General features: G+C 67.7%; 19 protein-coding genes. 11 read left to right on the forward strand and 8 right to left on the reverse strand.

Going from position 1 to position 24342, the window contains the following annotated elements; genetic code table 11:
- The first annotated feature begins 43 nt into the window (after positions 1 to 43).
- A complete protein-coding gene (locus ETR14_RS01070) occupies positions 44 to 274 on the forward strand; it encodes a hypothetical protein (protein WP_129382961.1) in 231 nt (76 codons plus the stop codon).
- 37 nt (positions 275 to 311) lie between these two features.
- Here ETR14_RS01070 and ETR14_RS01075 read toward each other — a convergent pair whose 3' ends face one another.
- Together ETR14_RS01075 and ETR14_RS01080 are read right to left on the reverse strand one after the other, a co-directional pair.
- Entirely contained in the window at positions 312 to 1178 is an 867-nt protein-coding gene (locus tag ETR14_RS01075; protein ID WP_129382962.1) for a DMT family transporter, read from the reverse strand.
- Entirely contained in the window at positions 1175 to 3094 is a 1920-nt protein-coding gene (locus tag ETR14_RS01080) for a TonB-dependent receptor domain-containing protein (RefSeq protein WP_129382963.1), read from the reverse strand. Before ETR14_RS01080 ends, ETR14_RS01075 begins: the two co-directional genes overlap by 4 nt.
- A 67-nt stretch (positions 3095 to 3161) precedes the next feature.
- On the opposite strand from ETR14_RS01080, the gene ETR14_RS01085 reads away from it, so the two are divergent.
- Positions 3162 to 4055: a LysR substrate-binding domain-containing protein gene (locus tag ETR14_RS01085; protein WP_129382964.1), complete on the forward strand. Its 894-nt coding sequence runs from the start codon at positions 3162 to 3164 to the stop codon at positions 4053 to 4055.
- A gap of 55 nt (positions 4056 to 4110) precedes the next feature.
- Complete coding sequence (locus tag ETR14_RS01090; RefSeq protein WP_129382965.1) at positions 4111 to 4545, forward strand: Rap1a/Tai family immunity protein; 435 nt, start codon at positions 4111 to 4113, stop codon at positions 4543 to 4545.
- A 6-nt stretch (positions 4546 to 4551) separates the two neighbouring features.
- Here the strand turns inward: ETR14_RS01090 and ETR14_RS01095 are convergent, their stop codons facing one another.
- The 5 genes from ETR14_RS01095 to ETR14_RS01115 all read right to left on the reverse strand — a co-directional run bounded on the left by ETR14_RS01095 (position 4552) and on the right by ETR14_RS01115 (position 12238).
- Positions 4552 to 5520 carry a hypothetical protein gene (locus ETR14_RS01095; RefSeq protein ID WP_206185935.1) on the reverse strand — a complete coding sequence of 323 codons (969 nt, stop codon included), beginning with the start codon at positions 5518 to 5520 and terminating at the stop codon, positions 4552 to 4554.
- A gap of 1 nt (position 5521) precedes the next feature.
- A complete protein-coding gene (locus ETR14_RS01100) occupies positions 5522 to 7051 on the reverse strand; it encodes a tannase/feruloyl esterase family alpha/beta hydrolase (RefSeq protein WP_129382966.1) in 1530 nt (509 codons plus the stop codon).
- Complete coding sequence (locus ETR14_RS01105) at positions 7048 to 8802, reverse strand: CocE/NonD family hydrolase (protein ID WP_243455707.1); 1755 nt, start codon at positions 8800 to 8802, stop codon at positions 7048 to 7050. The genes ETR14_RS01100 and ETR14_RS01105 overlap by 4 nt, the downstream gene beginning before the upstream one ends.
- The gene (locus ETR14_RS01110; protein ID WP_165356255.1) at positions 8802 to 11531 is read right to left on the reverse strand and encodes a TonB-dependent receptor; all 2730 of its coding nucleotides are present in this window, start codon (positions 11529 to 11531) and stop codon (positions 8802 to 8804) included. Before ETR14_RS01110 ends, ETR14_RS01105 begins: the two co-directional genes overlap by 1 nt.
- A gap of 224 nt (positions 11532 to 11755) precedes the next feature.
- Positions 11756 to 12238, reverse strand: a complete 483-nt coding sequence (locus tag ETR14_RS01115; protein WP_165356256.1) for a MarR family winged helix-turn-helix transcriptional regulator — start codon at positions 12236 to 12238, stop codon at positions 11756 to 11758.
- A 174-nt stretch (positions 12239 to 12412) separates the two neighbouring features.
- Between ETR14_RS01115 and ETR14_RS01120 the strand changes: the two genes are divergently transcribed.
- Genes ETR14_RS01120 through ETR14_RS01155 form a run of 8 tightly spaced genes read left to right on the forward strand, consistent with a single transcriptional unit; the run spans position 12413 to position 22415 of the window.
- Positions 12413 to 12907, forward strand: a complete 495-nt coding sequence (locus tag ETR14_RS01120; RefSeq protein WP_165356257.1) for a TRAP transporter small permease subunit — start codon at positions 12413 to 12415, stop codon at positions 12905 to 12907.
- Positions 12904 to 14208 (forward strand): TRAP transporter large permease, encoded by a 1305-nt coding sequence (locus ETR14_RS01125; RefSeq protein WP_129382970.1) that lies wholly within the window; start codon positions 12904 to 12906, stop codon positions 14206 to 14208. The genes ETR14_RS01120 and ETR14_RS01125 overlap by 4 nt, the downstream gene beginning before the upstream one ends.
- Positions 14205 to 15278, forward strand: coding sequence for a TRAP transporter substrate-binding protein (locus ETR14_RS01130; protein ID WP_129382971.1), 1074 nt, complete (start codon positions 14205 to 14207; stop codon positions 15276 to 15278). The genes ETR14_RS01125 and ETR14_RS01130 overlap by 4 nt, the downstream gene beginning before the upstream one ends.
- Positions 15275 to 16519, forward strand: a complete 1245-nt coding sequence (locus tag ETR14_RS01135; protein ID WP_129382972.1) for a CaiB/BaiF CoA-transferase family protein — start codon at positions 15275 to 15277, stop codon at positions 16517 to 16519. Before ETR14_RS01130 ends, ETR14_RS01135 begins: the two co-directional genes overlap by 4 nt.
- Complete coding sequence (locus ETR14_RS01140; RefSeq protein WP_129382973.1) at positions 16519 to 18939, forward strand: 2-hydroxyacyl-CoA dehydratase family protein; 2421 nt, start codon at positions 16519 to 16521, stop codon at positions 18937 to 18939. Before ETR14_RS01135 ends, ETR14_RS01140 begins: the two co-directional genes overlap by 1 nt.
- The gene (locus ETR14_RS01145; RefSeq protein ID WP_165356258.1) at positions 18926 to 20122 is read left to right on the forward strand and encodes a CaiB/BaiF CoA-transferase family protein; all 1197 of its coding nucleotides are present in this window, start codon (positions 18926 to 18928) and stop codon (positions 20120 to 20122) included. The genes ETR14_RS01140 and ETR14_RS01145 overlap by 14 nt, the downstream gene beginning before the upstream one ends.
- Positions 20119 to 21303 (forward strand): CaiB/BaiF CoA-transferase family protein, encoded by a 1185-nt coding sequence (locus ETR14_RS01150; RefSeq protein ID WP_129382975.1) that lies wholly within the window; start codon positions 20119 to 20121, stop codon positions 21301 to 21303. Before ETR14_RS01145 ends, ETR14_RS01150 begins: the two co-directional genes overlap by 4 nt.
- 2 nt (positions 21304 to 21305) lie before the next feature.
- Positions 21306 to 22415: a CapA family protein gene (locus ETR14_RS01155; protein WP_206185936.1), complete on the forward strand. Its 1110-nt coding sequence runs from the start codon at positions 21306 to 21308 to the stop codon at positions 22413 to 22415.
- Between the two features lie 6 nt (positions 22416 to 22421).
- On the opposite strand, the gene ETR14_RS01160 is transcribed toward ETR14_RS01155, so the two are convergent.
- Entirely contained in the window at positions 22422 to 24275 is a 1854-nt protein-coding gene (locus ETR14_RS01160; RefSeq protein WP_129382977.1) for a DUF885 family protein, read from the reverse strand.
- Positions 24276 to 24342 lie beyond the last annotated feature (67 nt).

Below are 24342 nucleotides of genomic sequence, written 5' to 3' on the forward strand. Positions count from 1 at the left end.
TTTGCGGTTGCCAGACCCGCGCGATCACCGGCAGAGCGGCGCCATGACCGCCAGCGAACTCCAGGATCTCCTGATCACCACTCTCGTCAGAAAGGCGGGCGGGAGCCGCCGGCAATGGCGCATCGCGATCGGACCGGTGCGCATTCTCGATGCCGCCACCCACCCCCATTGCAACTGGTCGGTCGCACCGTCGGGAAGCAGCGCCGAGATCTCCGCCGTCGAGCGGCTGCTCGACGACGTGCGGCTCACCCACCCGATCGTCACTGGCCGCTGACCTGCGCCGCGGCGCGCCGCCATGCCGGCGTGGTGGCTCAGCGATGAGGGCGCGCGGCCACTCCGATCCCGACCAAAGCGAGGATTGCGCCGGCCAGCGTTGGCAAGGCAAATTCGGCCTCTCCGATCGCGATCTCCAGGAGCGCGGTAAGCGGCGCCATCAGGTACAACAAGAGCGCCGCGCGGGTGGCACCGAGCCGGTCGAGCGCCACCATCCAGAAGGCATAGCCACAGACACTCGAACCCAGCGCCAGGTAGAGTATTGCGGTGCGCGCCGTGCGATCGGCAGCCATGGCTGTGATACCGGCCGGAGCCCACGGCAGCAGCCAAAGCCCGCCGGCGGCCATGACCGCGGCCGCGCTCGTCATCGGCCCAAGGCGCGCAATCAGCGGCCGCTGCAGGACGAAGAAGAAACCCGAGCAGGCGGCGGCAGCGAGGATCAGCAGGATGCCGGCGGTGGATCCGCCCCCCTCGCCCGCCGCGCCCATGATTGCTATGCCGGACGCGGCTACGACGCCGCCGAGGAGCAAGCGTCTGTGCAGACGCGCGCCCTCCAGCCACCAGGCACCGAGCGCTGCAAAGACAGCTTGGGTCGAGATCACGAAGCTCGCGAGCCCAGCGCCGACCCCCTGCTCGCCGGCACCGAGCAGACCATTGTAAATGGCGATGCCGAGCAGCCCGCACACGGCGATCCGCGGCACGTCCCTCCATTTCGGGCGCTCACGCGCGCCGAACAGGATCCAGCCGACCGAAACCAGGCCGGCGAACAGAAATCGCGCCGCGGCGAGGGCGGCCGGTTCGGTGTGCCGCACGCCCGCGCGGATCGCCAGGAACGCGCCCGCCCACAGCAGCAGGGTCATGACGCCGGCGCCATAGGCACCAAGTGTCGGCGCGCGCGGGGTCACAGATCGACGATCAGGCGTGCGAACAGCTGACGCGGCGCGGCCGGACGGAACGCATTGCTGCCCACCACATCCCAACCATAGCCGTTGGTCGCGTTCAGCAGATGCAGCCGCAGCGTTGCCGGCATCGCGCCAAGCGCGAAACGATAGCGCAGCCCCAGATCGACAGTGGTGACCGGAGCCAAGCGGACCCGGTTCAAGCGATCGGCAAACTCCGGGCCGGAGTGTGTCGCGACGATGTCGAACGACCAGGGCGAGGCGCTGGCTGGCCGCCAGTCGAGGCTCGCCTGCAGCAGGTGCGACGGGGTTCCGATCGGACGCGCGCCGATCTGTCCGGAAAGGCGTTCGTCGCCCGAGAGGCTGGCGTCCAGCAGCACGGCTCCGGCGACCAGCGTCAGGCCTTTCCCCGGCGATGCGGTCAGCGATGCCTCGACACCGCGATGGCGCACGCTGCCGAGGCGGCGGAAGCGATTGGACGCATCCAGGCCGTCATAGGGTTTCGCAATCGAGAACAGGCCGGCAACGAGGTCGAAGCCCGGAGCCGCGTGCCAGCGAAATCCGCCATCCACCTGGCGCGTGCGGATCGCGGGCGGCGCCTCATCGCGATTGACGGCCGTCTCGGGCGCGATCTGGGCCTCCTCGAGACCGCGGCTGGTGCCGGCATAGACGGCGAGGCCCGAGGCGATTTCAACCGTGGCCGCAGCGTTGAACAACCACAATCGGTCGTGCGCGACGATCGGTGCCGCTCCCGGCGGCGAAACGCGCTTGCGATAATCGGTATGCTGCAGGCCGAGATCGAGTTCGCCGCGCCCCGGCAGCATCGCGCGATAGCGGACGCCGTACGTCCGTTGCTCGACCTCGTCCCGCGTCCGGGTGGTGAACGCGAAGTCCGGCTTCGCGACCGCCTCAGTGCTGCCGAAGGGTACGTCCGGCAGCGCCCGCCGGTCGCCCCCGCCGTAAACACGCTGCTGCCGGCGCCCGCGTGCGGCGATGGTTAGAAGGTGCTGCGCGCCCGCGGCGTCGAAACGGCGCGACAGGCGCAGCTCGCCGCTGGTCGATGCACTCATCCGCGGCGGATCCGCCGTGACGGCACGGGCGCTCCAGGTTCCGAGCGGAGCGGCCTGCTGGAACAGGCTGAAGCTGCGCTCCGACCGATCCGCAGAGCGGAACAGACCGCCGCGGAGGAGAAAGGCACCGGCGTCAGCGTCGGCGATCAGGCCGTAAGTCAACCTTTCGCGGTCGGCGGCTGCCCAGGATTGACCGATGCCGCGGTCGCGGCGCAGGCGCGGCGGCAAGGACAGACCGTCGCCGAGCAGGATCGGAGCGACCTGATCGTCGTCGATGCGGATGCGGCTCCAAAAGGGCCGCAGAATGAGCCCGGGCAGCGGGCGACCCTGCCCTACGGCCGCGAGCGACACCACCTTGCCGGTACGGCCATCCGCACTGCGATTGGCATAGAGGCCGATACCGGCGGCGATGCCGAGCCGTTCGCCGACCAGCGGCAGGGATGCATCGGCCTCGAGCCGAGCACCCCCGAACGTATCGAGCACCGGCATGAGCGTGAGCGCCGGCTGCGCACCTGGTTCGCGCAGCCGGTAGTCGGCAATTCCGCTCGGGGCCGGAAACAGATAGCCGAGCGCGGAAGGCCCGACATGGATGCGGTTGCCGGCGACGAGACGCCCAGTGAACTCGGCCTGGCGATCGAAATAGAGGCCCTCGATCCGGATATTTCCGGCGACCGTGGGGGAGAAGCCGCGAACATCGGCCGGGCTGTAGATGCCCAGGCTCTCCGCGCCGACGGTCGAGCCGAACGCGTCTTTCGCCTCGGTCGTCGCATTGTCGGAGACCGGCTGGGCCGGTGCTGGGCTGACGATGAAGCCGACAGCAGCGGCGGCGAGGATGCTTGATCGGTATCGCATGACGCATTGCTAAGCGACCGCTGCCATGTTGACATAGCACACCGTTCGAGCGACTTCTGTGCGCCAAATGCACGACTATTCCGCGCTTCCACCGTTCGATGGCGTCGTTGCCATGCTTGCCGCCGCGGACGGTGGATCCTTCACCGCGGCCGCAGATGCGCTCGGCCTTACCCACGGATCGGTCAGCCGCAGGATCGGCCATCTCGAGCATTGGCTGGGAACTTCGCTGTTCGAGCGGCAGGCGCGCGGTGTGCGCCTGACTCCGGCGGGGCAGCGCTTCGCCGCGACCGCCCGGCGGGCGCTCGGCCTCCTCGCTGACAGCGCCGATCAATGGCGGCCGCGCACCGGACGATCCCTGGTCCGGTTGAGCGTCGTGCCGTCTTTTGCCCGATTATGGCTGATCCCCAGATTGGCAGAATTGCAGGGTGACGATCTCGCGATCGAATTGACCATCGAGCATCGCACCAGCGACCTGGACGCGCGGGAGGCGGATATCGCCATTCGCTACGGCACCGGTCCCTATGCCGACGTCGAGTCGCGCCTGCTATTCGGGGAGCGGTTCGTGCCGTGCGCGAGCCCCGCTCTTGCCGCCTCGCTCGGGACGGCCGCCACGGCGAACGCTCTGATCGCGCATCCGCTGCTGCACGATTCCAACATCGCGCCATGGCAATCCTGGCTTGCCGGCGAAGGGCTTGCCTACCGACCTCGGGCACGCGACCGCCGCTTCGAGGATTATGATCTGGTGCTGGAAGCAGCCGCCGCCGGCCTCGGCATCGCTCTCCTGCGGTTTCCGACTGCGAACGCCTGGATCGAACGCGGCGCCGTGGCGATCGTCAGCGAACGGCATGTGCCGAACCCGGCCGCCCACCATATCGTCACCCGCAGGTCCGAGGACCGCCCGGCGGTGATCGAGGTCGCGCGGCGCCTGCGGGCGGCCGCCGCTCTGCTCGATTCGTCATGACGAATGCGCCGTCCGACCGGTTGCGCCGCTGCGCCGGCTGTGGTCTGGAGCGGCGATGACCAGCACAGAAACGCTCACGTTCGTATCGCCGGCTGCCAGGCAGCGCGGCTCCGTCTCGCGCCTTCTTGTCCTGCTCGCCGCGTGCGCCCTTCTCGCTCCTCTGCCGGCGCAGGCACGCGAGCAGGCGGCGATCGGCGACAGCGGCAACGCCTTTCTGGACCGATGCGGAAAGGACCGGCCCGAGCCGTGCCGCGCCTATATCAGCGGGATCGTCGACGGGCTGATCGTCGCCGGAATGGCCCTGAAGACCAACCTCATCTGTCCGCCGGCCGGCGTAACAACGTCGCAGGTCTACGATCTCGTCGTCGACTATCTGCGCGACAACCCCGGTCTGCGGCATCTTCGCACGGACAGCCTGACCCACAAGGCTCTGGCGCAGAGTTTCGCCTGCGTCGTGCCGCCCAAGAAGAAGCCTGCGAAGTGGCGCTGAGCGCGGTCAGAGACGCTTGCGCCGGATCGTCCAGGCGACATCCTTGCACAGGCCGCAGGCCGGCCCGGTGAACATGCTGCGCCCCTTGCCGCTGCCTTTGAGCTGCCAGTCGAGCCAGCCAATCGCGACATCGGCATAGGGGCCGCCATCGGGATCGGTAAAGAAGGTGCCGCCATGGCCGACCGGCAACCAGGCGAACAGCGCGGGGACGTGGTCGATCTTCTCGAAATCGTCGAGCGCGTTGGCATAAGCGATGTCGGCGGGGCCGCCGTTCACGTAGGCGATGGGGCCATGGAGCGCGCGGAGCGCCTCCTTGGTGATCGCGATCCCGCTCCGCCCGGTGGCCGGGCCACGATTGTAGACGCCGCTGTTCCAGATCATCGCGGTGCGGATGCGCGGATCAGCCGCCACCGCGATCGCCTGCAGGCCGCCGCAACTGTGACCCATCACGGCGACCTTGCCGGTGTCGAGCTTGCGGCGGAGCGGGCTGCCGCGGCGGCCATTCTCCGCCACCGCCCAGTCCAGCCCTTCGAGCAGCTGCGCCGCCTGCGTTTCGTCCGCACCGCGGCCCGGACCGGGCGCCCCAGGCGTTCCGACTGCCGGTGCAGGTACCGTCGTCGGGGCGGGCCGCGGCCGCATCGGCTCCTCGCGACGGGCATGGCCCACCGCGACGACGAAATAGCCGTGCGAGGCGATCTGGCGCAGGAAGCGGGCATAACCAAGACCGTTGTCGCGGCAGGCACCGTTGCCCCACAGCACGACGGGTAGCGGCTTGGCCGGCATTCTCTGCGGGCGGTAGAGAGTGTGGTTCGACAGGCCGGGATCCACTTCGGCGATGGCCGGATAGGGCCCGCTTCCCGCCGCGGCACCGATGATGCCGGGCGGCAGCGGGGGCGGAGCGGCGTCGTCGGCCACCGCAGCGGACGAGACAAGCGCCAGCGCTGCGGCGCCCAGGACCCAGGCAAAGCGTTTCACGTCAGGTTTCTCCCGTCTCGCAGAGGAAATTGGCCGCATCGTCAGTGCTGCCCTGGCCGCGATAGCGGGCACGCAGGGGCCAGGCGCAGAGCGGACGGGTGCGCACCATCCGATCACTCTCCTGCCGGGTGGCGACGATTCGTTCGGGCGCTTGCCCCTTATCCACCCAACGCTCCAGCGCCGAGAGCAGATCATGATCGGCATCGGCGATCGGTGCATCGCCGCCTGCCCCACCGAAGCGATCCGGCCCGGCGCCGCCGATGCAATGATCGACGCCCGGCGCCATGAACAGCCGCACGCGATCGGCCGCCGCCTTGCCGGAACGGGCGCGCACGGCGCGGTAGTAGCCAATCGTCGATTGCGGCGCCACCAGAGGATCCGACCAGCCATGATAGAGGATCAGCCTGCCACCCCGACGCAGGAACGGCCGAAGGTCCGGATCATCGGCATGGAGGTTCATCACCTCGTCGATGGCCGGCAGATCGCGGGCGATGCTGAAGCCGCGAGGATCCCAGTGCGGATCGCCATGGACTCCGTCGCCGAACAGGGCGACCGCGAGGTAAGACGGGCCGGGCGTGAACGGCTCCGGCAGCGGCGTCGGCGAGACGAGGATGCCCGGCAGCAGGCCGTCGTCGATGCGGCGTCCATTCTCGTCGTGCAACGGGGCATAAAGCCGGCGTACGGCGGCGATCTGTTCCGGGCTGAGGCATGTCTCCCAGCCGCTCTTCGCACAGGCGAGCCGTTCCGGATCGAAGCGACACAGAGTCGGATCGTCGATCACCGAATCCCGGACGCCGTCGAGACCGTCGCATTCGATCACCGCCGCGTCCGCGACCGATTTCCAGTCGGCGGCGTCCATCAACGGTCCCCAGCGGCTGTGCTGCTGCATCTCCCACATCCGGCGCGCGCTCATCCCCGGCGTGTCGACACCGGGCGCGCCGGCAATGACGCCGTCGAAATCCTCAGGGTAGCGCTGGACCTCGGTCAGCGCTTGCCGGCCGCCGCCCGAGCAGCCGACGAAGAAGGCGTTTCGAACCGCCGCGCCGTAAACAGCGGCGATGATCGCCTTGGTCTTGACCGCGAGCAGATGATTGGCCCGGTGCGCGTAATTGGCGGCACGATCGGGGCGGCCCAGCAGCCAGTGGCGGTCGTCCGCCTTGTGACCGGTGTCGGTGCTCGCCGATGCATATCCGCGCCGGACTCCGCGGGCGAGTTCCCGGTAATTGAATGCGCCCGCCTGCCCGCCGACCCCGCCGACGAGCAGCCGCCGGTTCCAGGCATCCGCCGCCGGCAGCCACAGCTCGAAGCCGATCTCCTTCTCGATCACGCCCTCTATCCGGCAGAAGGCGATGGCGATCGGCGACGCGCCCGCGAAGGGCGGCGTCAGCGGCCGCCCAGGGCCGACCTCGGTGGTCCGTTCGATGCGGACGTCCGGGACCCTGAGGGCCTCCACTCCGTCGCATGGCGCCGCCACCGCCGGCGCCGCGATTGCGGCGAAGGTCGCAGTCAGCGCGGCAGCAGTGAGCTTCATCGGCGGGTGACGACCGGAAGCTTCACCACCGAGGCATGGCCAGGATCGCTGAGGATGCGGACCGTTCGGGCGAGGCCCGAGGGCTCACGGGCACGCTCGCGGTAATCCGCGCCGGTGATGGTGATCTGAAGCCGGTGCCCCGCCTTGAACACATAGGAAGCGGGCATCAGTTCGAAGACCAGACGCGCCGGCTTGCCCGGCACCAGCGGCTCGGAATCCTCCGCATCGGCGCGATGCCAGGGCACGCCCGCCGGCAAGGTCCAGGGCGCCTTCCCGAGGGCGCGAAGCGAGGCCTTGAGCCGCCCTTCGGTGACCATCCGGATGCTGCCGTCAGGCGCGACGTCTTCCAGATAGGCGAACAGGTTCGCGTCGGCCGCGTCGGCGGAGATCCACAGATCGACGACGCCGCTGCCGGTGACCTCGCTATCGGCGGCAAGCGGATCGCCGGCATAGCTGAGCCCGGCGCCAGGGACATGGCAGGGCTGCGCGAACGGTCCGCTGCCGGCATCCTTGCAGGCGACATCGTAGCGGACCTCAAAGCGGCGTTCGCCGTGCGCCTTGCCGCCCAGGCGGCCATCCTTCCCCAGAGCGAGCGCCTGCAGACTGCCGGCCGCAGAAGGCCAGTTCGCCGCGCTTCGCCACACCCCCTCGCCGCCGGCATTCTGCGTGAAATAGTGGATCGGCGGCTCCCGGCGGAGCCCAGTATCGATACCCTTCAGATGCTCGTCGAAGAAACGATGCGCTTCCTCCACCAGCGGGAAATCGTCATTGGAACAATGTTTCCACGGGCCGATGATGATCCGTGACCCGGGCACGTTCATGAACGCGATGAGGCCCTGATCGCGCAGCTCGTCGAGCCAACCCCCGACGACGTAGAGCGCCACGCCGGAGCGGCGGATCTGATCGGCATAATTGGCCGAACTCCCTTCGGCCCAGAAGCGGCTCGCGACGATCGGCGAGAAGCTGTCGCGGAAGGGCATGCCCTTCCACATCTCGAACAACGGCGTCGAGCGCTGATGCTCTTCGGCGGCCTGGCGCAGCAGCGTCTTGTCCGGATCGGCATCGACCGGCTGCTGCTTCATGTCCTCCTCGACGCTGCGCGCGGGCCCGGTACCCCATTGCGCGAAGATGCCGCCGCGGCGGAAGGCATCATATTTGTGCCAGGAGAAGCATCCGGCAAAAGCGGCTTTGAGCGCAGGCGGGCGCATCGACACCGCATGAAGGGCCGCATCGCCCGTGTTGGAGCAGCCGTAGATGCCGACCTTGCCGTCCGACCAGGGCTGCGCGGCAAGCCACTGGGTCACGTCATAGGCGTCCTGCGCCTCGTTGCGATCGTGATAGCCGCGGCGTTCGCCGAACGACTGGCCGTTGCCGCGGCGGGCGACCTGAACGACCACATAGCCGTAGTCGGTGAGCTGCGGCATCGATCGAAAGCCGCCGGCGAACGGCCCGGTGCCGTCATTGGGCTCCTGTGTCGCGCTGAGGCTGTGATGCCAGATGACCGGGAAGCGGCCGTCCACCGCCTTGCCGCCACGCGCCGGCCGCGACACGGTCATCGCCAGCCGCACCCCGTCGCGCATCGGCAGATAGAAAGTGGAGGAGACCTGCTCGGTGTAGGTCCGAGACGGCTGATAGGCGCCAAAGGCTGCGCCGGGTGCGACCGCATTCTGGGCAATCGCACCTGAAAGGAAGGGCAGCGGGCACAGAGTCGCCAACAGGGCGGCGCCCGCGACCCGCAGCAGCATCGGCATCAGAAGGTCTTCCGAACGCTTGCCGCGAACAACCGGCCGATCGGGTCCGTGGTCGTCGCATCATAGCCGCCGCTGCCGTTCACGCTCGGCGCCAGATTGACGTAGGGCGGCCTGGTATCGAACAGGTTGCGGACCTCGATGCCGAAGGTCATCGGCCTGGAATCGTCGCCGACCTGCCACGAGAGATTGAGATCGACGGGCGTGTAGCTCTTGACATGCTCGTTCGGCGTGATCGCAGTGTTCTTGTAGCCGTTGAGATGAGTCGCCCGGACCATTGCGGTGAAAGGGCCCTTTTCCCATCCAAGCGACGCACGTGCCTTGAAGCGCAACGGCTGGAAGATCTGGTTGAGCTGATCGACGATCGGTGCGGTCGGCGTCTGTGCCGTCTCGAATTCGGTCAGATAGGTGCCGCTGACATTCACCCGGAAGGTGCCGGCCGAGGCGGTCGGCAGCGAATAATTGGCCTGGAAGTCGATGCCGCGGGTGACCGAGCTGCCCAGATTCTGGCTTCGGCCATCGACGAAGACCCCGACATTGGAGGCACTGCCGCCGGGCAGCGCACCGGCCACGGGAAGCCCCTCCGCGATCAGCTCGGCCACCCTCTGTCCGGCGGCGCTGCCCTGGAGGATCAGGCCGGTACCGTCGAACTGGCTCAAACGGGTCAGCACGGCGAGATCCGACAGCAACGCGATCACCTGATTACGATAGTCGACGTTGAAATACGTGATCGACAGCCGCAGCCGATCGACCGGCTCGAAGTCGGCGCCGATCGACCAGGTCTCCGCCGTTTCGGGGCGCAGATCGAGATTGCCGCCCGATTGCGCGACACCGACGATCGGGGTGCCGCCGGCAGGGTTCTGATAATTCTGCACGAACAGCTGATTGCTGTTCCCGTAGATCTGGGGAAGCGTCGGCGCACGGAACGAGGTGCCGTAGCTGCCGCGCACGGTCAGCCCCTCGAACGGCGACCAGCTCACCCCGATCTTGGGGTTGGTGGTGTCGCCGACGTCGGAATAACGGTCGTAGCGGATGGCAGCGTCGATCTCGAGGCGCCGGAACCCGGCGGTCTGGTTCTCCGCGCCGAAGATGGGGATCAGAAGTTCCGCATAGCCGGAATCGACCCGGCGATCGAAGGTCCGGAACACGACGGGCGTGCCCGGATTGCCGACGGCACGGCCGAGGTCGATGGTGAATTCCTGGCCTTCATAACCGAGCGCCGCCTTCACGTCTCCGCCGGGCAGGTGGAACAGGCTGCCGTTGAACCGCGCCTCGTAGCCGATGAAATGCCCAACGGTCGGGCTGTACGAGACCTGATTGAAGATGCGCGCCAGCGTCTCCGGTCGGGTTCGCCCGAGGCCGTAAGGGTCGAACGCGGTGGCGGGGTCGCTGCTCGCCAGGGCCGCGTTCAGGGCAGCGTTGCCGACGCCGGTCAGCTGGACCGCATCGTCGTCGGTCTTGCCATGTCCGATCAGCGCTTCGAACTGCCATTCGTGGGGAAGCTTGATCCGCACGCCGGGCGTAATCTGCCAGCTCTCGCCATGGCCATAGTTGAAATTGCGCGCCGCATCGTTGCGGAAATTGTAGTCGAGCGAATAGCTCGTTCCGGTGAAGCCCGGCGGCCGCACGAAGAAGGCGTTGGTCTGTGGCACGTTGAGCGTCGCGTTCGCATAGGCCGGATTGCGTTCGAATTCGCGGCGGCTGTAGAAACCGTCGGCAAACAGGGTCAGCCAGTCGGTGACTTCGAAGGTGAAGGTGCCGTTGACGCTATCATAGCTTTGCGCAGGGACCAGATCCTGGCCCTGCAGATCGTCGCAGCGATTGCTGGTGCCGGCGACGAGGCTGGAGGCGCTTGCCTGGGTCACCCCGCCTGCGGGGACCGCATAGCTCGTCCCGCCGGCGCGGATCGTGCCCGGTGCGCAGCGCGTGACGCTGTAATCGCGCCCGCCTGACGCAGTCTGGTTCGAGCGGAAGAAGCTGCGATCGTCGCCGTTGAGGTTGGTACGCTCGACATGCTCGTAGGCGATCATCGCCTGACCCCGGGCGAATTTGATGCCCGCCGCCGCGCCGAACGAATATTCGTGATAGACGCCGTCGTCGGACACGCCGGCACGGGCGAAGGCTTCTACTCCGTCCAAATTGCGCCGCGGGATCAGATTGACGACGCCTGCAACCGCGTCCGAGCCGTAGATGGCCGATGCGCCGTCGGCGACGATCTCGACCCGCTCGACGCCGAGCGTCGGCAGGATCGAGGGGTCGGTCGAGCGGCCGTTGTTCACCACGCGGTGGCCGTCGACAATGATCAGAGTGGCGTTTGGCCCGATGCCTCTGAGGTTGATCGAGTTGCCGTAGACGATGTTGCCGGAGCCGCCGGATTGCCCGCGCGAATTCTCGCTGACGCCGAGATCGAAGACCTGGGGCAGTTCCTTGATCGCGCGGTCGATCGTCACCTGTCCGGATTGGACGATGTCTTCACGGCCCAGCAAAGTAACGGTGGAGCCGACCGGAGCGGCGCCGCGGACGCGGCTGCCCGTGATGACGATCCCGGGCTGATCGGTAACGACCTCGGCACCTGCCGGTGCGGGGCCAGCATCGTCCTGCGGCTCGGTCTGTTCGGCCGTTGCCGGATCGGCCGGACCGGCGACCTCCTGCGCAAGCGCCTGGGTCGACCCAAGTGAGACCACCAGAGCGAGAAGCGATCCACCCGTACGAAGAAGTGCGGAAACGGCCATTGAAATCCTCCCGGCCGGTCGAGCCGGCGCGCTTCGCATTGCCGAAGGGGAGCGCGCCCGCGCATCGCGGACCGACCTGGGCATCCTCTCACCCTTCGCCTGCCGGGCGGCGTATTCGCCGTCCCGTCGGAGCTGTCAGCCCCATCAGGTGAACGAAGTCTCGTCCAATATGGTGGATTAGGTCAACTGTTATTTTCGGTAACGTTTTGCCACCAGCCGGCCGTTCAATCGTGCAGGGCCGCTGCATACATGCGATCGAGCAGCTCGCTGAGCAACAGCAGCTCCGCCGGCGACAGCTGGTGGAGAACGGCATTCTCCGTCTGCTCGAGGATTTCGAACAACTCGTCGAGATAGGCCTCGCCCGCCGGCGTCGCGCGCAGCGCATGACGTCTACGATCCGTCTTGGAGCGCTCCCGGACCGCCCATCCGGACCGCTCCATTTCATCCACGATCGCCACCGTTACCGACTTGTCGAGGCCGATTTCACGAGAGAGTTCGTTTTGCGAGATGCCCGGATTGGCCGCGATCAGGGACAAGGAGGAAAACAGGCCGGCGCGCAGGCCGCGATCGGCGGTCGCGGCCGCAAAATCCTTGGACAATTGATTCTGCACCCGGCGCAATCGGAAGCCGACGAATTCGCCCAGTCGGCCGAGATTGAGCGCCCCCGGTCGGGGCGCGGCTGCCCGCGCTGCGTTCCTCACGTTCATCCTCTCATTGGCGCCGCTGCGCAAATAGTTGTCCAAACAGACGGTTGAACTATAATACGAATTGGCTATTCTGCAAATCATACGGTCCGCTCAAGAGACTGCAACCGACGGCGCCGGCAAAAGGCGCCCGGAGAGGGAAAAGATGAGCATCCCCAGATCCTGCGAGGGTCTCGCGTGACCGCCGAATCGGATCCGCCCGGCGCGCATTCGGAGGCTGCGGCCGGCCCGCTCGGCCGAACCGCCTACTGGATCGGCTCCGCCGGCCTGCTGATCGCGACCGCAGCCGATGCGATCGCCGTCGCCGGCCGCCACACCGGCTTTCACCTGCTCGGCTCGATCGAGGTCGTCCAGGCCTCCGTGGTCCTGATCGCGTCCTCCGCGATGGTTGCGGCAACCATCGTCGGCGCGCACGCTTCGGTCCACATCCTTACCGAGCGGCTGCGGCCCGGAACCGCCCGTCGCCTCGCCAGGGGTGCCGCCTTGCTCGGCACCCTGCTCTTTCTCCTGATCGCTGCCGGCTCGGCCTGGGTGGCGTCGGATCTCTGGTCCGGCTTCGAGCAGACCGAATTGCTCGGCATTCCGTTGCGGTGGCTGCGACTGCTGTGGATCGCCGCGGCGCTGCTGATCGCCATGCTGTTTCTCCGCACCGCAACGAGGCGCGCCGCATGATTCCCGAACTGGTCGGTCTCGCCGGGATCGCGCTGCTCCTGATCCTGCTCACCTTCGGCGTGCCGATCGGTGTGAGTCTCGCTCTCGTCGGCATCGGCGGCCTGGCGTTGCTGATTTCGCCCGAGGCGGCCTTGATCAAGAGCGGCGTCGTCTCGTTCGAAACCATATCGAAATACGAATTGGGGGTGCTGCCCCTGTTCCTGCTGATGGCGCACATCTGCTTCGCCGCAGGGGCCAGCCGTGACTTCTTCGATGTCGCCGCCAAATTCGTCGGCCATCGCCGCGGGGGCCTCGCCCTGGCATCGATCGGCGGCTGCGCCGGCTTCGGCGCGATCAGCGGATCCAGCCTCGCCACGGTGGCGACGATCAGCTCCGTCGCCCTCCCGGAGATGCGCAAGGCCGGCTACCATCCCGGCTTCGCGGCCGGCGCGCTCGCGGCCGGAGGCACGCTCGGGTCGCTGATCCCGCCATCGGGCGCGCTGATCGTGTTCGGGATCATCGCCGAGCAGTCGATCGGCAGATTGTTCGCGGCCGCGATCATCCCCGGGCTCAGCCAGGCGGTGTTCTACATGATCGCGATCGCCATCTTGTGCACGCTGAAGCCGGCGCTGGGGCCGAGCGCAGCGCGCGTGCCGTGGCGCGAGCGGCTGCCGGCGTTGCGCAAGATTATCGACATCCTGCTGCTGATCGTCTTCGTCATCGGCGGCCTGATGGTCGGCTGGTTCACGCCGACCGAGGCGGCGTCGGTCGGAGTCGTTTCCGCCCTATTGCTCTGGACCTTGCGCGGCGGCTTCAGCCGGGCGGCCTTCGCCGAGGCGCTGCGCGCGACCCTGCGCACCACCGGCATGATCTACGTGGTGATCATCGGCGCGATCCTGTTCGCGACCTTCATCAGCGTGACCGGGATCACCGACGTCCTCTCCGGCGCCGTGACCGATTTCCATGCCAGCCCCGTGATCGCGATCATCGTCATGGCGCTCGTGCTGCTGCTGCTCGGATCCTTCCTCGACGGTCTGGCGCTGATGCTGCTGACGACCCCGATCTTCCTGCCGATCGCCGTCGATCTCGGCTTCAGCCCGATCTGGTTCGGAATCTTCCTGGTTCGGACGATGGAGATCGGCTTCGTCCATCCGCCATTGGGGCTCAACGTCTACGTCATCCAGGCGATGGCCAAGGACATCCCGCTCGGCACCATCTTCCGCGGCATCATTCCCTTCCTGATCGCCGACTTCCTTCATCTCGGCCTGATCATCGCCGTTCCGGCTCTTACCCTCTGGCTGCCCGAGGTGGCGGGAGCATGACCTTGCGCAACGTGCTGCTGCTGATCCTTGCCGCCTGGGCATCCGCCTGCTCGGCGCCGCCGCCGACCGCGGAGCATGTGCTGACCTATGCCAGCCCCTATCCACCGACCCATCCCTTCAGCCGTGCCGACATCGAGTGGATGCGGCAGGTCGAGAAGGCGAGCGGCGGCCGCATTGCCTTCAAGCCCTTCTGGTCGGGTTCGCTGATCTCGTCCGACATGAGCATGGTCGAGATCCGCCACGGCATTGCCGATATCGGCCTGATCACGCCGATCTACGCGCGCGGCGGCGCCCACATGCTGCGGGCGCAATCGGGATTTTACGGCGGCGTCCAGGATCTCGCCGATCAGGTGCGGGTCTATGATTGCCTGGCGGCGCGTTTCCCGGCCTTCGGAGACGAGCTCCAGGGCCTGCACGTTCTTGCGGTCCAGGGCGGCAATTTTCCAGGCGTGCTCACCCGCAACCGGCCCGTTCGCTCCCTCGCCGATCTCAAGAGCCTGCGTCTGCGGGCGCAGAGCGACGCGATCGACGTTTTGAAGCGGCTCGGCGCGGATCCGGTCAACATGCCGATGGGCGAAGTCTATTCGGCGCTCGCCAAGGGCGTGATCGACGGGGTCGTCGCGCCTGCGGACACGATCCGCAGCCTCCATTTCTCCGAAGTGGCGCGCTATTTCACCAGCGTCCACTTCAGCCGCGGCGCCTATCCGGCGCGGGCCATGTCGGATCGCGCGTGGCGGCGGCTGCCGCCCGACCTGCAGGCGCTCCTCGCAGCCTCGAAGCCGGTCTGGGAAGCCGCGCTCGGCCGCGAGATCCTGAAGGCGGAGCAGGCCGGCATCGCATTCGGCCGCGCGCACGGCATCCGATTCCAGCCGCTGCCGGCAGCCGAGCAGTCGCGTTTCGACCAGCTCTATGGCGACTATGCGCGTCTGCAGGCCGATCAGCTCTCTGCCTTCGGCATCGATGGCGGGCCGGTGCTCGACGCGGCGCAAGCCCTGATATCTGCGCGCAAGACGCGCAACGACACCAGCTGCGGCGCGGCCGCACCCAAAATTTCGGAGACCAGAGGATGACCCAAACGCCACCGCGCCCGCTCGAGGGGCTGCGGGTGATCGACCTCACCCGTGCGCTCGCCGGCCCTTATGCCACCCTGCTGCTCGCCGGGCTCGGCGCCGAGGTGATCAAGGTTGAGCAGCCGCAAGGCGGCGACCTCGCACGCGAGAACAGCCCTTATGTCGGCCGCGACGGCATCGTCGTCGAGCGGCGGCACGACGACGACATCTCGATCTCCCACCTTACCCGCGCCCGCGGCAAATATGGCGTCGCGCTCGATCTCAAGAAGCCCGAGGCGAAGGAGATCTTCGCCGATCTGGTGCGCACGGCCGACATCGTCGTCGAGAATTTCACCGCCGGCACCGCCGATCGTCTCGGCGTCGGCTACGAAGCCGCCCGCGCCGCCAACCCGCGCATCGTCTATTGCTCGCTGAGCGGCTTCGGCGCCGACGATCTGGACGGCGGCAAGGCGATGGACGTGATCATCCAGGCGCTGAGCGGCGCGATGTTCAGCAGCGGCGAGCCGGGCGAGCCGCCGGTGCGCTTCGGCATTCCAATCGCGGACATGCTGGCGCCGGTCTTCTCCGTGATCGGGATCCTCGCCGCGATCGAGCAGCGGCACCGTACCGGCATCGGTCAGCATGTCGACGTGTCGATGCTCGGCGCGCTCACCTCGTTCGTCGCGATCGAGAATTGGTCGGCAATGGCTGCCGCCGGCATGGCGTCGCGCACCGGCCTCACCGTCCGCCGCCTTTCGCCCTTCGGGGTGTTCGAGTGCGCCGACGGCTATGTCGCCCTGGTGGCGGTTCACGAGAAACTGGCCGGCGGCCTGTTCCGGGCGATGGAGCAGCCGGAACTCGGCGACGATCCGCGCTTCGCGACCCGGGACGCGCGGGTTGCCAACGCGCATGATCTGGAAGACCGGATCAACGCCTGGGCGCGCCTTTTGCCCCTGGCGGATGTCGTCGCCCGCCTGGAAGCCGAAGGGGTGCCGGTGGCGCCGGTTCGCCATCCCGAGGATGCTCTGGTCGATCCGCGCGTCGTCGCGCGCAACGAGACGATGCCGATCGCCCATCCCGATTACCATCCGGAGATCGACTTGCGCACCGCCGGTGTCCCGATCCAGTTCTCGGCCGCGAGAACCGGCTTCGACGACGCGCTGCCGGTACGGATCGGAGAGCATAACGACGCGGTGTACGGCACCCTGCTCGGCTACACGGCCGAACGGCGCGCGGCATTGGCGGCGGCAGGCGTGGTCTGATGTTCGAGCGCTTCACCTGCGCCTATGACGATCCCGCCACGGTCATCGCCGCAGCGGATCGGCCGGTGGTGCGCACGCTCGGAGTCGATGCACCGCGTGAGCTGCTGCTCGCCGCGGGGGTGTTGCCGGTGCGGCTGGTTGCGCCGGCCGGGCTGGCGACGCCGCGCGCCGATGCCTGGATGGGCGACACCGCCATGGGCCCGCGCGGCAAGCGGCTGCTCGAGCAGATTCTCGATCCTGCGCATCGCGATGTTCCGCTGCTGATCACCCACGCGGATTCCGAACAGCCGCAGATCTTCGCGGCCCTGCGCGAACTCGCAAGGCTCGGCGAGAGCGTGCCCCGCCACATCCACTTCCTCGATCTGCTCCACCTCGATCGGGACTCGTCGCGCCGCTACAACCGCCGGCGCCTCGATCAATGCGTCGCGTGGCTCGAGATGATCGGCGGAGGCTCCGTCTCTCCCGAATCGATCGAAAGGGCGCTCGAAGACGCCGCGCGGCAGCGGAGCCTGTTCGCGAGGCTCGCCGGACTGCGCCGCGAACGTCGCATCGCCGGAACCGACATGCTGCGGATCGCGGGCGCAGCCTCGATCCTGCCGCCTGCGCAATATGAGGCTGCGCTGTCGGATCTGCTCGGCGCCACGGACGCTCTGCCGCCTCTCGTGGGAAAGCCGGTATTCGTCACCGGCAGCCCGCACGAACATGCCGCCCTCTATGCGCTGATCGAGGCTTCCGGCGCGATCATCGTCGGGGAAGATCATGGCTGGGGCGCGCCGCTGCTGGATCCGATCGCCCCTGCGCCCACGCTCGACGGCCTGACGGATCCGCGCCTGCGCGTCGTCGCGCGCGCGACACCACCGGCAAGTCGCGCCCGCGCGCTCGCCGAGCGGCTGGCGGAAAGCGGCGCGGAATTGCTTCTCCATATCACCATCGACGAAGACGAAGCCGCGCCGTGGGATATTGCCGCGATCCGCCGCGCGATGCCCGACGCCCCGTTCGTCGCCCTACGCACCCCATCGGATGGAAGCCCCGATTTCGCCCGGCAGATCGGACGGGTGCTCGCCGGCGCGCCGCTGCACGGGGCGGCGCCGACGGCCGCCGAACCAGCGCCCAAGGCTGCCGCAGGAGCGCGCAGTCGCAAGTCGCTGGAATCGGTCGCGACGTTCGGCCGCTACCAGCGCGACTGGTTCGCGTCGGTTCGCGCCCAGGTTGCCGAGGGCGCGCCGTTCGCGATCGTCAATGCCAATGCGCCGCAGGAGATCTTGCGCGCGTTCGACATGCCGTTCGTAATCAATCAATGGTGGGCCTCGATCGTCGCTGCCAAGCAGCAGTCGAGCCGCTACAGCGCGCTGCTCGCCGCGCGTGACTTTCCGACCGATGTCGAGGCCTACAGCGCCCAGGGCCTGGCTGCGGCCTTCGACGAGGATCCGGACGCCGCGCCATGGGGCGGTCTTCCCAAGCCCGACTTCGTTCACGCCATTCTGTCAAGCGACCCTGCCGGCAAAATCTTCCGTGAATGGGCGGACGCGACGGGCGCGACGCCGTTCCTGTACGAGCGCACGATCGATCCCCGATCCGACATCACGATCCGCTGGTGGGAGGACCTGCCGGAGCGGTGGGCCGACGTGCTCGAGCCCGAGCGGATCGATCTCATGGTCGCCGAGCTCGAAACCGTGATCGCGGCTGTCGAGAGCGGCACCGGGCGCCGTTTCTCGGGCGCGCGATTCGCCGAAGTGATGACCCTCGTCAACGAGCAGGAGGAATATTACCGCCGGACGCGTGACCTGATCGCGACCACCATTCCCGCACCGATCTCGATCGTGGACTCGATGCCGGCGACGATGGTGCCGCAATGGCATCGCGGCACGATCTGGGCGCGCGACGCGGCCAAGGCCTTCTACGAGGAGGTGGCCGCGCGGGTGGAAAACGGCCTCGCCGCCGTGCCGCACGAGCGGGTGCGGCTGATGTGGGTCGGCCGTGGCCTCTGGAGCGAGATGGGCTTCTACCAGAAATGGGAAGAAAGCCACGGCGCCGTCTTCGTCTGGTCGATGTATCTCGCCCTCGCGGCGGACGGCTATATCCGCACGCTTGAAGGCGGCCGCGATCCGATGCGCGCGCTTGCGGCGCGGTTCATGACCATGGGCGACGAATTGCGGATGCCCACCTGGGCGGGGCCGTGGAACGTTCGCGAGGCGCAGAGCCACCAGGTCGACGGCGTCGTCGCGCTGCGCGATGCCGATCCGTTCGTGATCCGCGCGCTGCGCGACGCCGGTTTCCCGGTGCTGCAGCTCAGCGTCGACAATTTCAGCCGTGAGGGTGCGGACATGGAAGGCATCGAAGCCGATGTCACCGCCTTCATCGAGGGCGAGGCAGGACGCCGCGCCCGCAGCCGGATCGGAGGCGCCGATGTCCGCGCTTGAAGACCTTCGCATCGTAGACTTCTCGCGCTTCCTTCCCGGCGCCTATGCCAGTTGGATTGCGGCCGATCTCGGCGCCGACGTGATCCGCATCGAGCATCCGCGCGAGCTTGCCAAGCACAAGGCGATGTTCGGCTCCGACGAGGATCCGAACGCGGCGACAAGGCGGCGGGCGCGCCCGACCTATACCCGCAACAAGCGCAGCCTGCTGATCAATCCCGGGCACGACCAGGCGCGAGCGGTGCTGCACAGGCTGATCGCCGAAGCCGACATCCTGATCGAGGATTACCGTCCGGGCGTGCTCGCGAAGATGGGCTATGGTTATGCCGAGATGGCGGAACTCAACCCGCGGCTGATCTATTGCTCGGTTTCGTTCGCGGGGCAGACCGGCCCCTACGCGAGCAGGCCCGGCCACGATCCTGCCGCGCTTGCGCTCGCCGGCGCGCTGTCGCGGCTGAACGGGCTGCCGACCCCCACCCTTCCCGGCCTTCAGGTCGCCGACGTGCTCGCCGGCTGTCACGCGACCATCGCCATGCTCGCCGCACTGCAGGCGCGGGAGAAGAGTGGGCGCGGCCAGCATGCCGACATCGCGATGTCGGATGCGAGCATGCCGCTGCTGATGGTGACGATGGGCCGGCACGACGATCTCGACGCCCTTCCGCCACCCGGCGGCGCCTGGCACCCGAAGGGCGGCGTCTGGGAATGCGCCGACGGCGGCTGGCTTTGCACCACCGACATGGAGCCCGCTTATTGGGCACGATTCTGCGCTGCGATCGGCCGACCCGACCTCGTGGCGCTCCAGCACGATGTTGCGCAGCATCCCGCGGTCGAAGCGGAGCTCAAGGCGCTGTTCCGCACCCGCAGCCGCGACGACTGGTTCGCCTTGCTCTCCGCGGCCGGAACGCAGGCCATGCCGGTGCTGTCGATCGCCGAGGCGCTCGCCGATCCGCACAATCGGGCACGCGAGATGGTTCGTGACGTTCCGGTCGCAGGCGACGACCGGCCGGTGGTCCAGCTCGGCCTTCCCTTCCACCTGTCCGCCAGCCCGCCGCGCGCGCCGATCGCGGCCGGAATGCCGGGCGCCGAGTCCGCGGCGATCCTGGAAGCACTCGGCTTCGACGAAGCGGCGCGGTTTGCGCTGGAAGACAGCGGGGCGTTCGCCTCCGAACAGGGAGCAGGCCGATGAATGCGCTCGACGGCATCAAGGTGGTCGATCTTACCCACGCAATCTCCGGCCCGACCTGCACCCAGATGCTGCGCCAGCTCGGCGCCGAGGTGATCAAGATCGAGCCGCCGGAGGTCGGTGACGCCTTTCGCCATTACACCGAACATGCGGGTTTGCCGAAGATGAGCATTCCGTTCGCCGCGGTGAATGCCGGCAAGAAATCGGTGACGCTCAACCTCAAGAGCCCGGAAGGTCTCGCGATCGCGCGCCGGCTGGCCTCGGAAGCCGACATCGTCGTCGAGAACTTCCGTCCCGGCGTGCTCGCGCGCCTGGGGCTGGGCTACGAGACCCTCCGCGCCGACAATCCCGGCGTGATCCTGCTCTCGCTGAGCGGCTTCGGCCAGACCGGGCCAATGAAGGATTGGGGCGCCTATGATCACATCGCCCAGGCGGTGTCGGGCATGGCTGTCATGAACGCCAATGCGGACGGGCCGCAGAAGGTCGGCATGCCGATCGTCGACTCCTTCTCCGGCTACCTGGGCGTGATCGCCCTGCTCGCCGCGCTGCGGAAGCGCGACGCCACCGGCGTCGGCGAATATTGCGACGTCGCCATGCTCGACGCGGCATTGAAGCTGATCGCGACCGGAGTCTCGGTCTGGTCCTATACCGGCGAGGCGCCGAAAGGCACCGGCAACCGCGGCTATCGCCTCGTCGCCACCGCGGAATTCTATCCCACCGCGGATGACTGGATCGCGCTCGGCGCCAATCATCAGCACCAGATCGCCGCCATGTTCCGCGTGTTCGGCCATGGCGAAATGATCGACGATCCGCGCTTTCGCGACCACCAGGCGCGGGTCGAAAATTATGCAGCATTGAAGGCGTGGCTGACCGACTACCTGTCCGCCCGCAGCGCCGCCGATCTGGAGCGCGACCTCACCGCCGCAGGCGTGCCGGCGGCGCGGATCCGTGACGTCGGGCAGATCGCCGCCGATCCCCACCTCGCCCAGCGCGGCTTGCTGCACCAGGCGGCGCTGTCCGGCACGCAGCAGTCCCTGGCGGTGGTCGGTCCGGGGTTCAAGGTGGAGCCTCCCGCCGAGATGCCGACCGTGCCTCGTCTCGGCGACGATACCGACGCAGTCCTCGCGGGGCTCGGCTACGACGAAGCGGCGATCGCACGTCTCCGCGGAGCCGGGATCGTCTGAAGGTGGCCGCGCTGGACCTCCGCTTCCTTGGCGACATCATCCTCGACGTTCCCGATCCCGATCACTGGCTGTCCGGGATCGCGCCGTTGCTGCACCCGGCCGATCTCGTCATCGGCCACCTCGAAGTGCCGCACACGCGGCGCGGCGAGGAACGTGCCGGCGACGTGCCCGCGCCCGGCGCCGATCCGGATCATCTCGCTGCCCTTACGCGCGCCGGCATCGCCGCGGTGAGCATGGCCGGCAACCATATCGCCGATTGCGGCGCAATCGGGATCGCCGACACGATCGCCGAACTCGATCGGCTCGGCATTGCTCATGCCGGCGCCGGCGCGGATCTTGCGGCGGCACGTGCACCTGCCTTCGTCGAGCGCGGCGGCCGCCGGATCGCGCTGCTCAGCTACAATGCGGTCGGGCCGGAGCTCAGCTGGGCGGCCCCGGACAGAGCAGGCAGCGCCTACGTGAAGGTTCGGGCCGCCGACGGAGGGCCGAGCCGCCCCCAGGCCGATCTCGTCGAAGCCGATCCGCAATCGCTCGCGCAGATGGCGGACGAGATTACGCGCGCCCGTGCCGAGGCCGACCTGCTCGTCGTCGCCCTGCACAAGGGCATCACGCACCGTCCCGCCGCCCTTGCACCCTATGAGCGGCCGCTCGCCTTCGCCGCGATCGACGCCGGCGCCGACATCGTCGTCGGCCACCATGCCCACATCGCCCGCGGGATCGAATTCCACTTCGGCAAGCCGATCTTTCATGGCCTTGGCAACGGTGTCGTCGTCACGCACGCGCTGAGCCCCGCCCAGGACCATCCGGCGCGCGCCGAGTGGGCCGAACGGCGCAAGCGCCTGTTCGGGTTCGAGCCCGACCCTGCCTACAGTCTCGCGCCATTCCACCCGGAGGCGGTAAACGGGATGATCGGCCGCGTCCGGTGGCACGAGGACGGGAGGATCGAGGCCGGGTTCATCCCGATCTGGAGCGAGCCCCCGGGCCGGCCCGTGCCTGCCGGGGACCGCGCCAGCGGCATCGCCGACTATGTCGAGGCGATCGGCCGGGCCGCCGGCCTGCCGCCGCTTGCCCGGGAAGATCGCGGCGGCTGGTTCGGCTTGACGGCACGCTGACTGCGGTCAGCCCTGCTGGCGCCGGATCCAATCGTCGACATTGCGCTCGAGGATGTCGAGCGGCACCGGTCCGGACAGCAGGACCGCGTCGTGGAAGCCCTTGATGTCGAACCTGTCGCCGAGCGCAGCACGGGCGCGTTCGCGCAGTTCCTCGATCTTGAGCTTGCCGACCATGTATGCGGTCGCCTGCCCGGGGTAGACGATGTAGCGTTCGATCGCCTTGACGATGCCGCCCTTCGCGTCGGCGGAATTGTCCTCGACATATTTGATCGCTTGCGCGCGGGTCCACCTCTTGTGGTGAAGGCCGCTGTCGACGACCAGCCGGATCGCGCGGTGCAGCTCCAGCTGCAGGCGGCCGAAATCGCGATAGGGATCCTTATACTGGCCCATGTCCTTGGCGAGCCGCTCCGAATACAGCCCCCAACCCTCGCTATAAGCGGTGAAGCCGCCGAACTGACGGAAGGGCGGCACCTTCGAGCCGAGCTCGGTCTGAACCGAGCGCTGGAGGTGATGGCCCGGAATCCCCTCATGATAGAAGAGCGCCTCGATCTCCGTCGTCGGCATGTCCTTCATGTCGTAGAGATTGACGTAATAGGTGCCCGGGCGGGACCCGTCCGGCGCCGGGCTCTGGTAGAAGGCTTTGCCCGCGGATTTTTCGCGGAATGGCTCGACCGGCTTCACGACCAAAGGCGATTTCGGCGTCGTCCCGAAATATCGGGGCAGCAGCTGCTCCATCTCCGCATTGGCCTTCTGGGTCTCGGCGAGATAAGTCTGCCGCCCGGCTTCGTCGTTCGACAGCGTGAACTGCTTGTCGTTGCGCATCTTCTCGAAGAACTGCTGCAGGCTGCCCGTGAAGCCGACCCGGGCCATGATCGCCCGCATCTCGCCGTGGATGCGCTCCACCTGCTGCAGCCCCAAAGCGTGAATCTGCTCCGGGTTCATGTCGGTCGTCGTGTAGAAACGCAGCAAAGCCGCATATTGGGCAGCGCCGTTGGGGAAGCGCCAGATGCCGTCGTCGCTTCCGGCGACCTTCTGCTGCGCCTCCATCAGCGCGATCACGCGTTGATAGGCAGGCTTCACCTCCTCGACCAGCGCCCTGCGGCCCGCTTCGATCAGCCGGCTCTTCTCCGCCGGAGCAATGTCGAGCTTGCCCACCTTCGCCTTGTAGTCGGCGAACAAGGCGTTATCGGCGCCGGGATCGTAAGGGGCACCGGAGATGATGTTGCGGGCATCGTCGATCACGTATGGGAAGACCCATTTGGGCGGCAAGATGCCGAGCGCCTGGCGCGCTTTGGCTTCCGTGATCGACTGGTCGAGATAAGTGCCGAGCGTCTGCAGCCGTGAAAGATAGGCCTCGGCATCGGCAAGGCTGTCGACCCGGTGGATGTTGATCAGGAAGGCCGGCCCCTCGCTTTGCGCGCCGTTCATCTGGTCGAACACATAGGATTGCTTGCGGTAGGGATAGAGGAGCTCGCCACGCTCCACCCGATTGACGAAAATGTCGTAGCTCAGCTGGTCCTCGGGCGAGAGCGCCGCGCGGTCGAAGCGGCTTCGCAGTTCGGCCAGCGTCCTGAGCTCGAGCGCACGGTCCGCTTCAGCCGCAGCATCGCTGACCTCGTCCCATTTCCCGTAATCCGCGTCGCGGATGCCACGGTACGCCTTGGCGAGCGGCGATTGTGCGAGCTGCGCCTTGTCATAAGCTTCGAAGAAGGCGGCCAGTTCGGCGCTCGGCTGCGCTGCAGCCACGGCTTCCGTTGCCGGTGCCGCGGCGGCCGGCGGCGTGGCCATCGTTTCGACCGGAGTGGAGGTGGCGCAGGCGCAGAGCAGAATCGTGGAGGCAAGCAGAAGCGGGCGGAGCATGGACATCCTATCCAGTCATGAAAATTGGGCGAAGCCTAGGCGGGTTTGCCCCAGGCCCGCAATCGCC

Source organism: Sphingosinicella sp. BN140058, assembly GCF_004135585.1.
In the GTDB taxonomy this organism is placed as follows: Bacteria; Pseudomonadota; Alphaproteobacteria; order Sphingomonadales; family Sphingomonadaceae; genus Allosphingosinicella.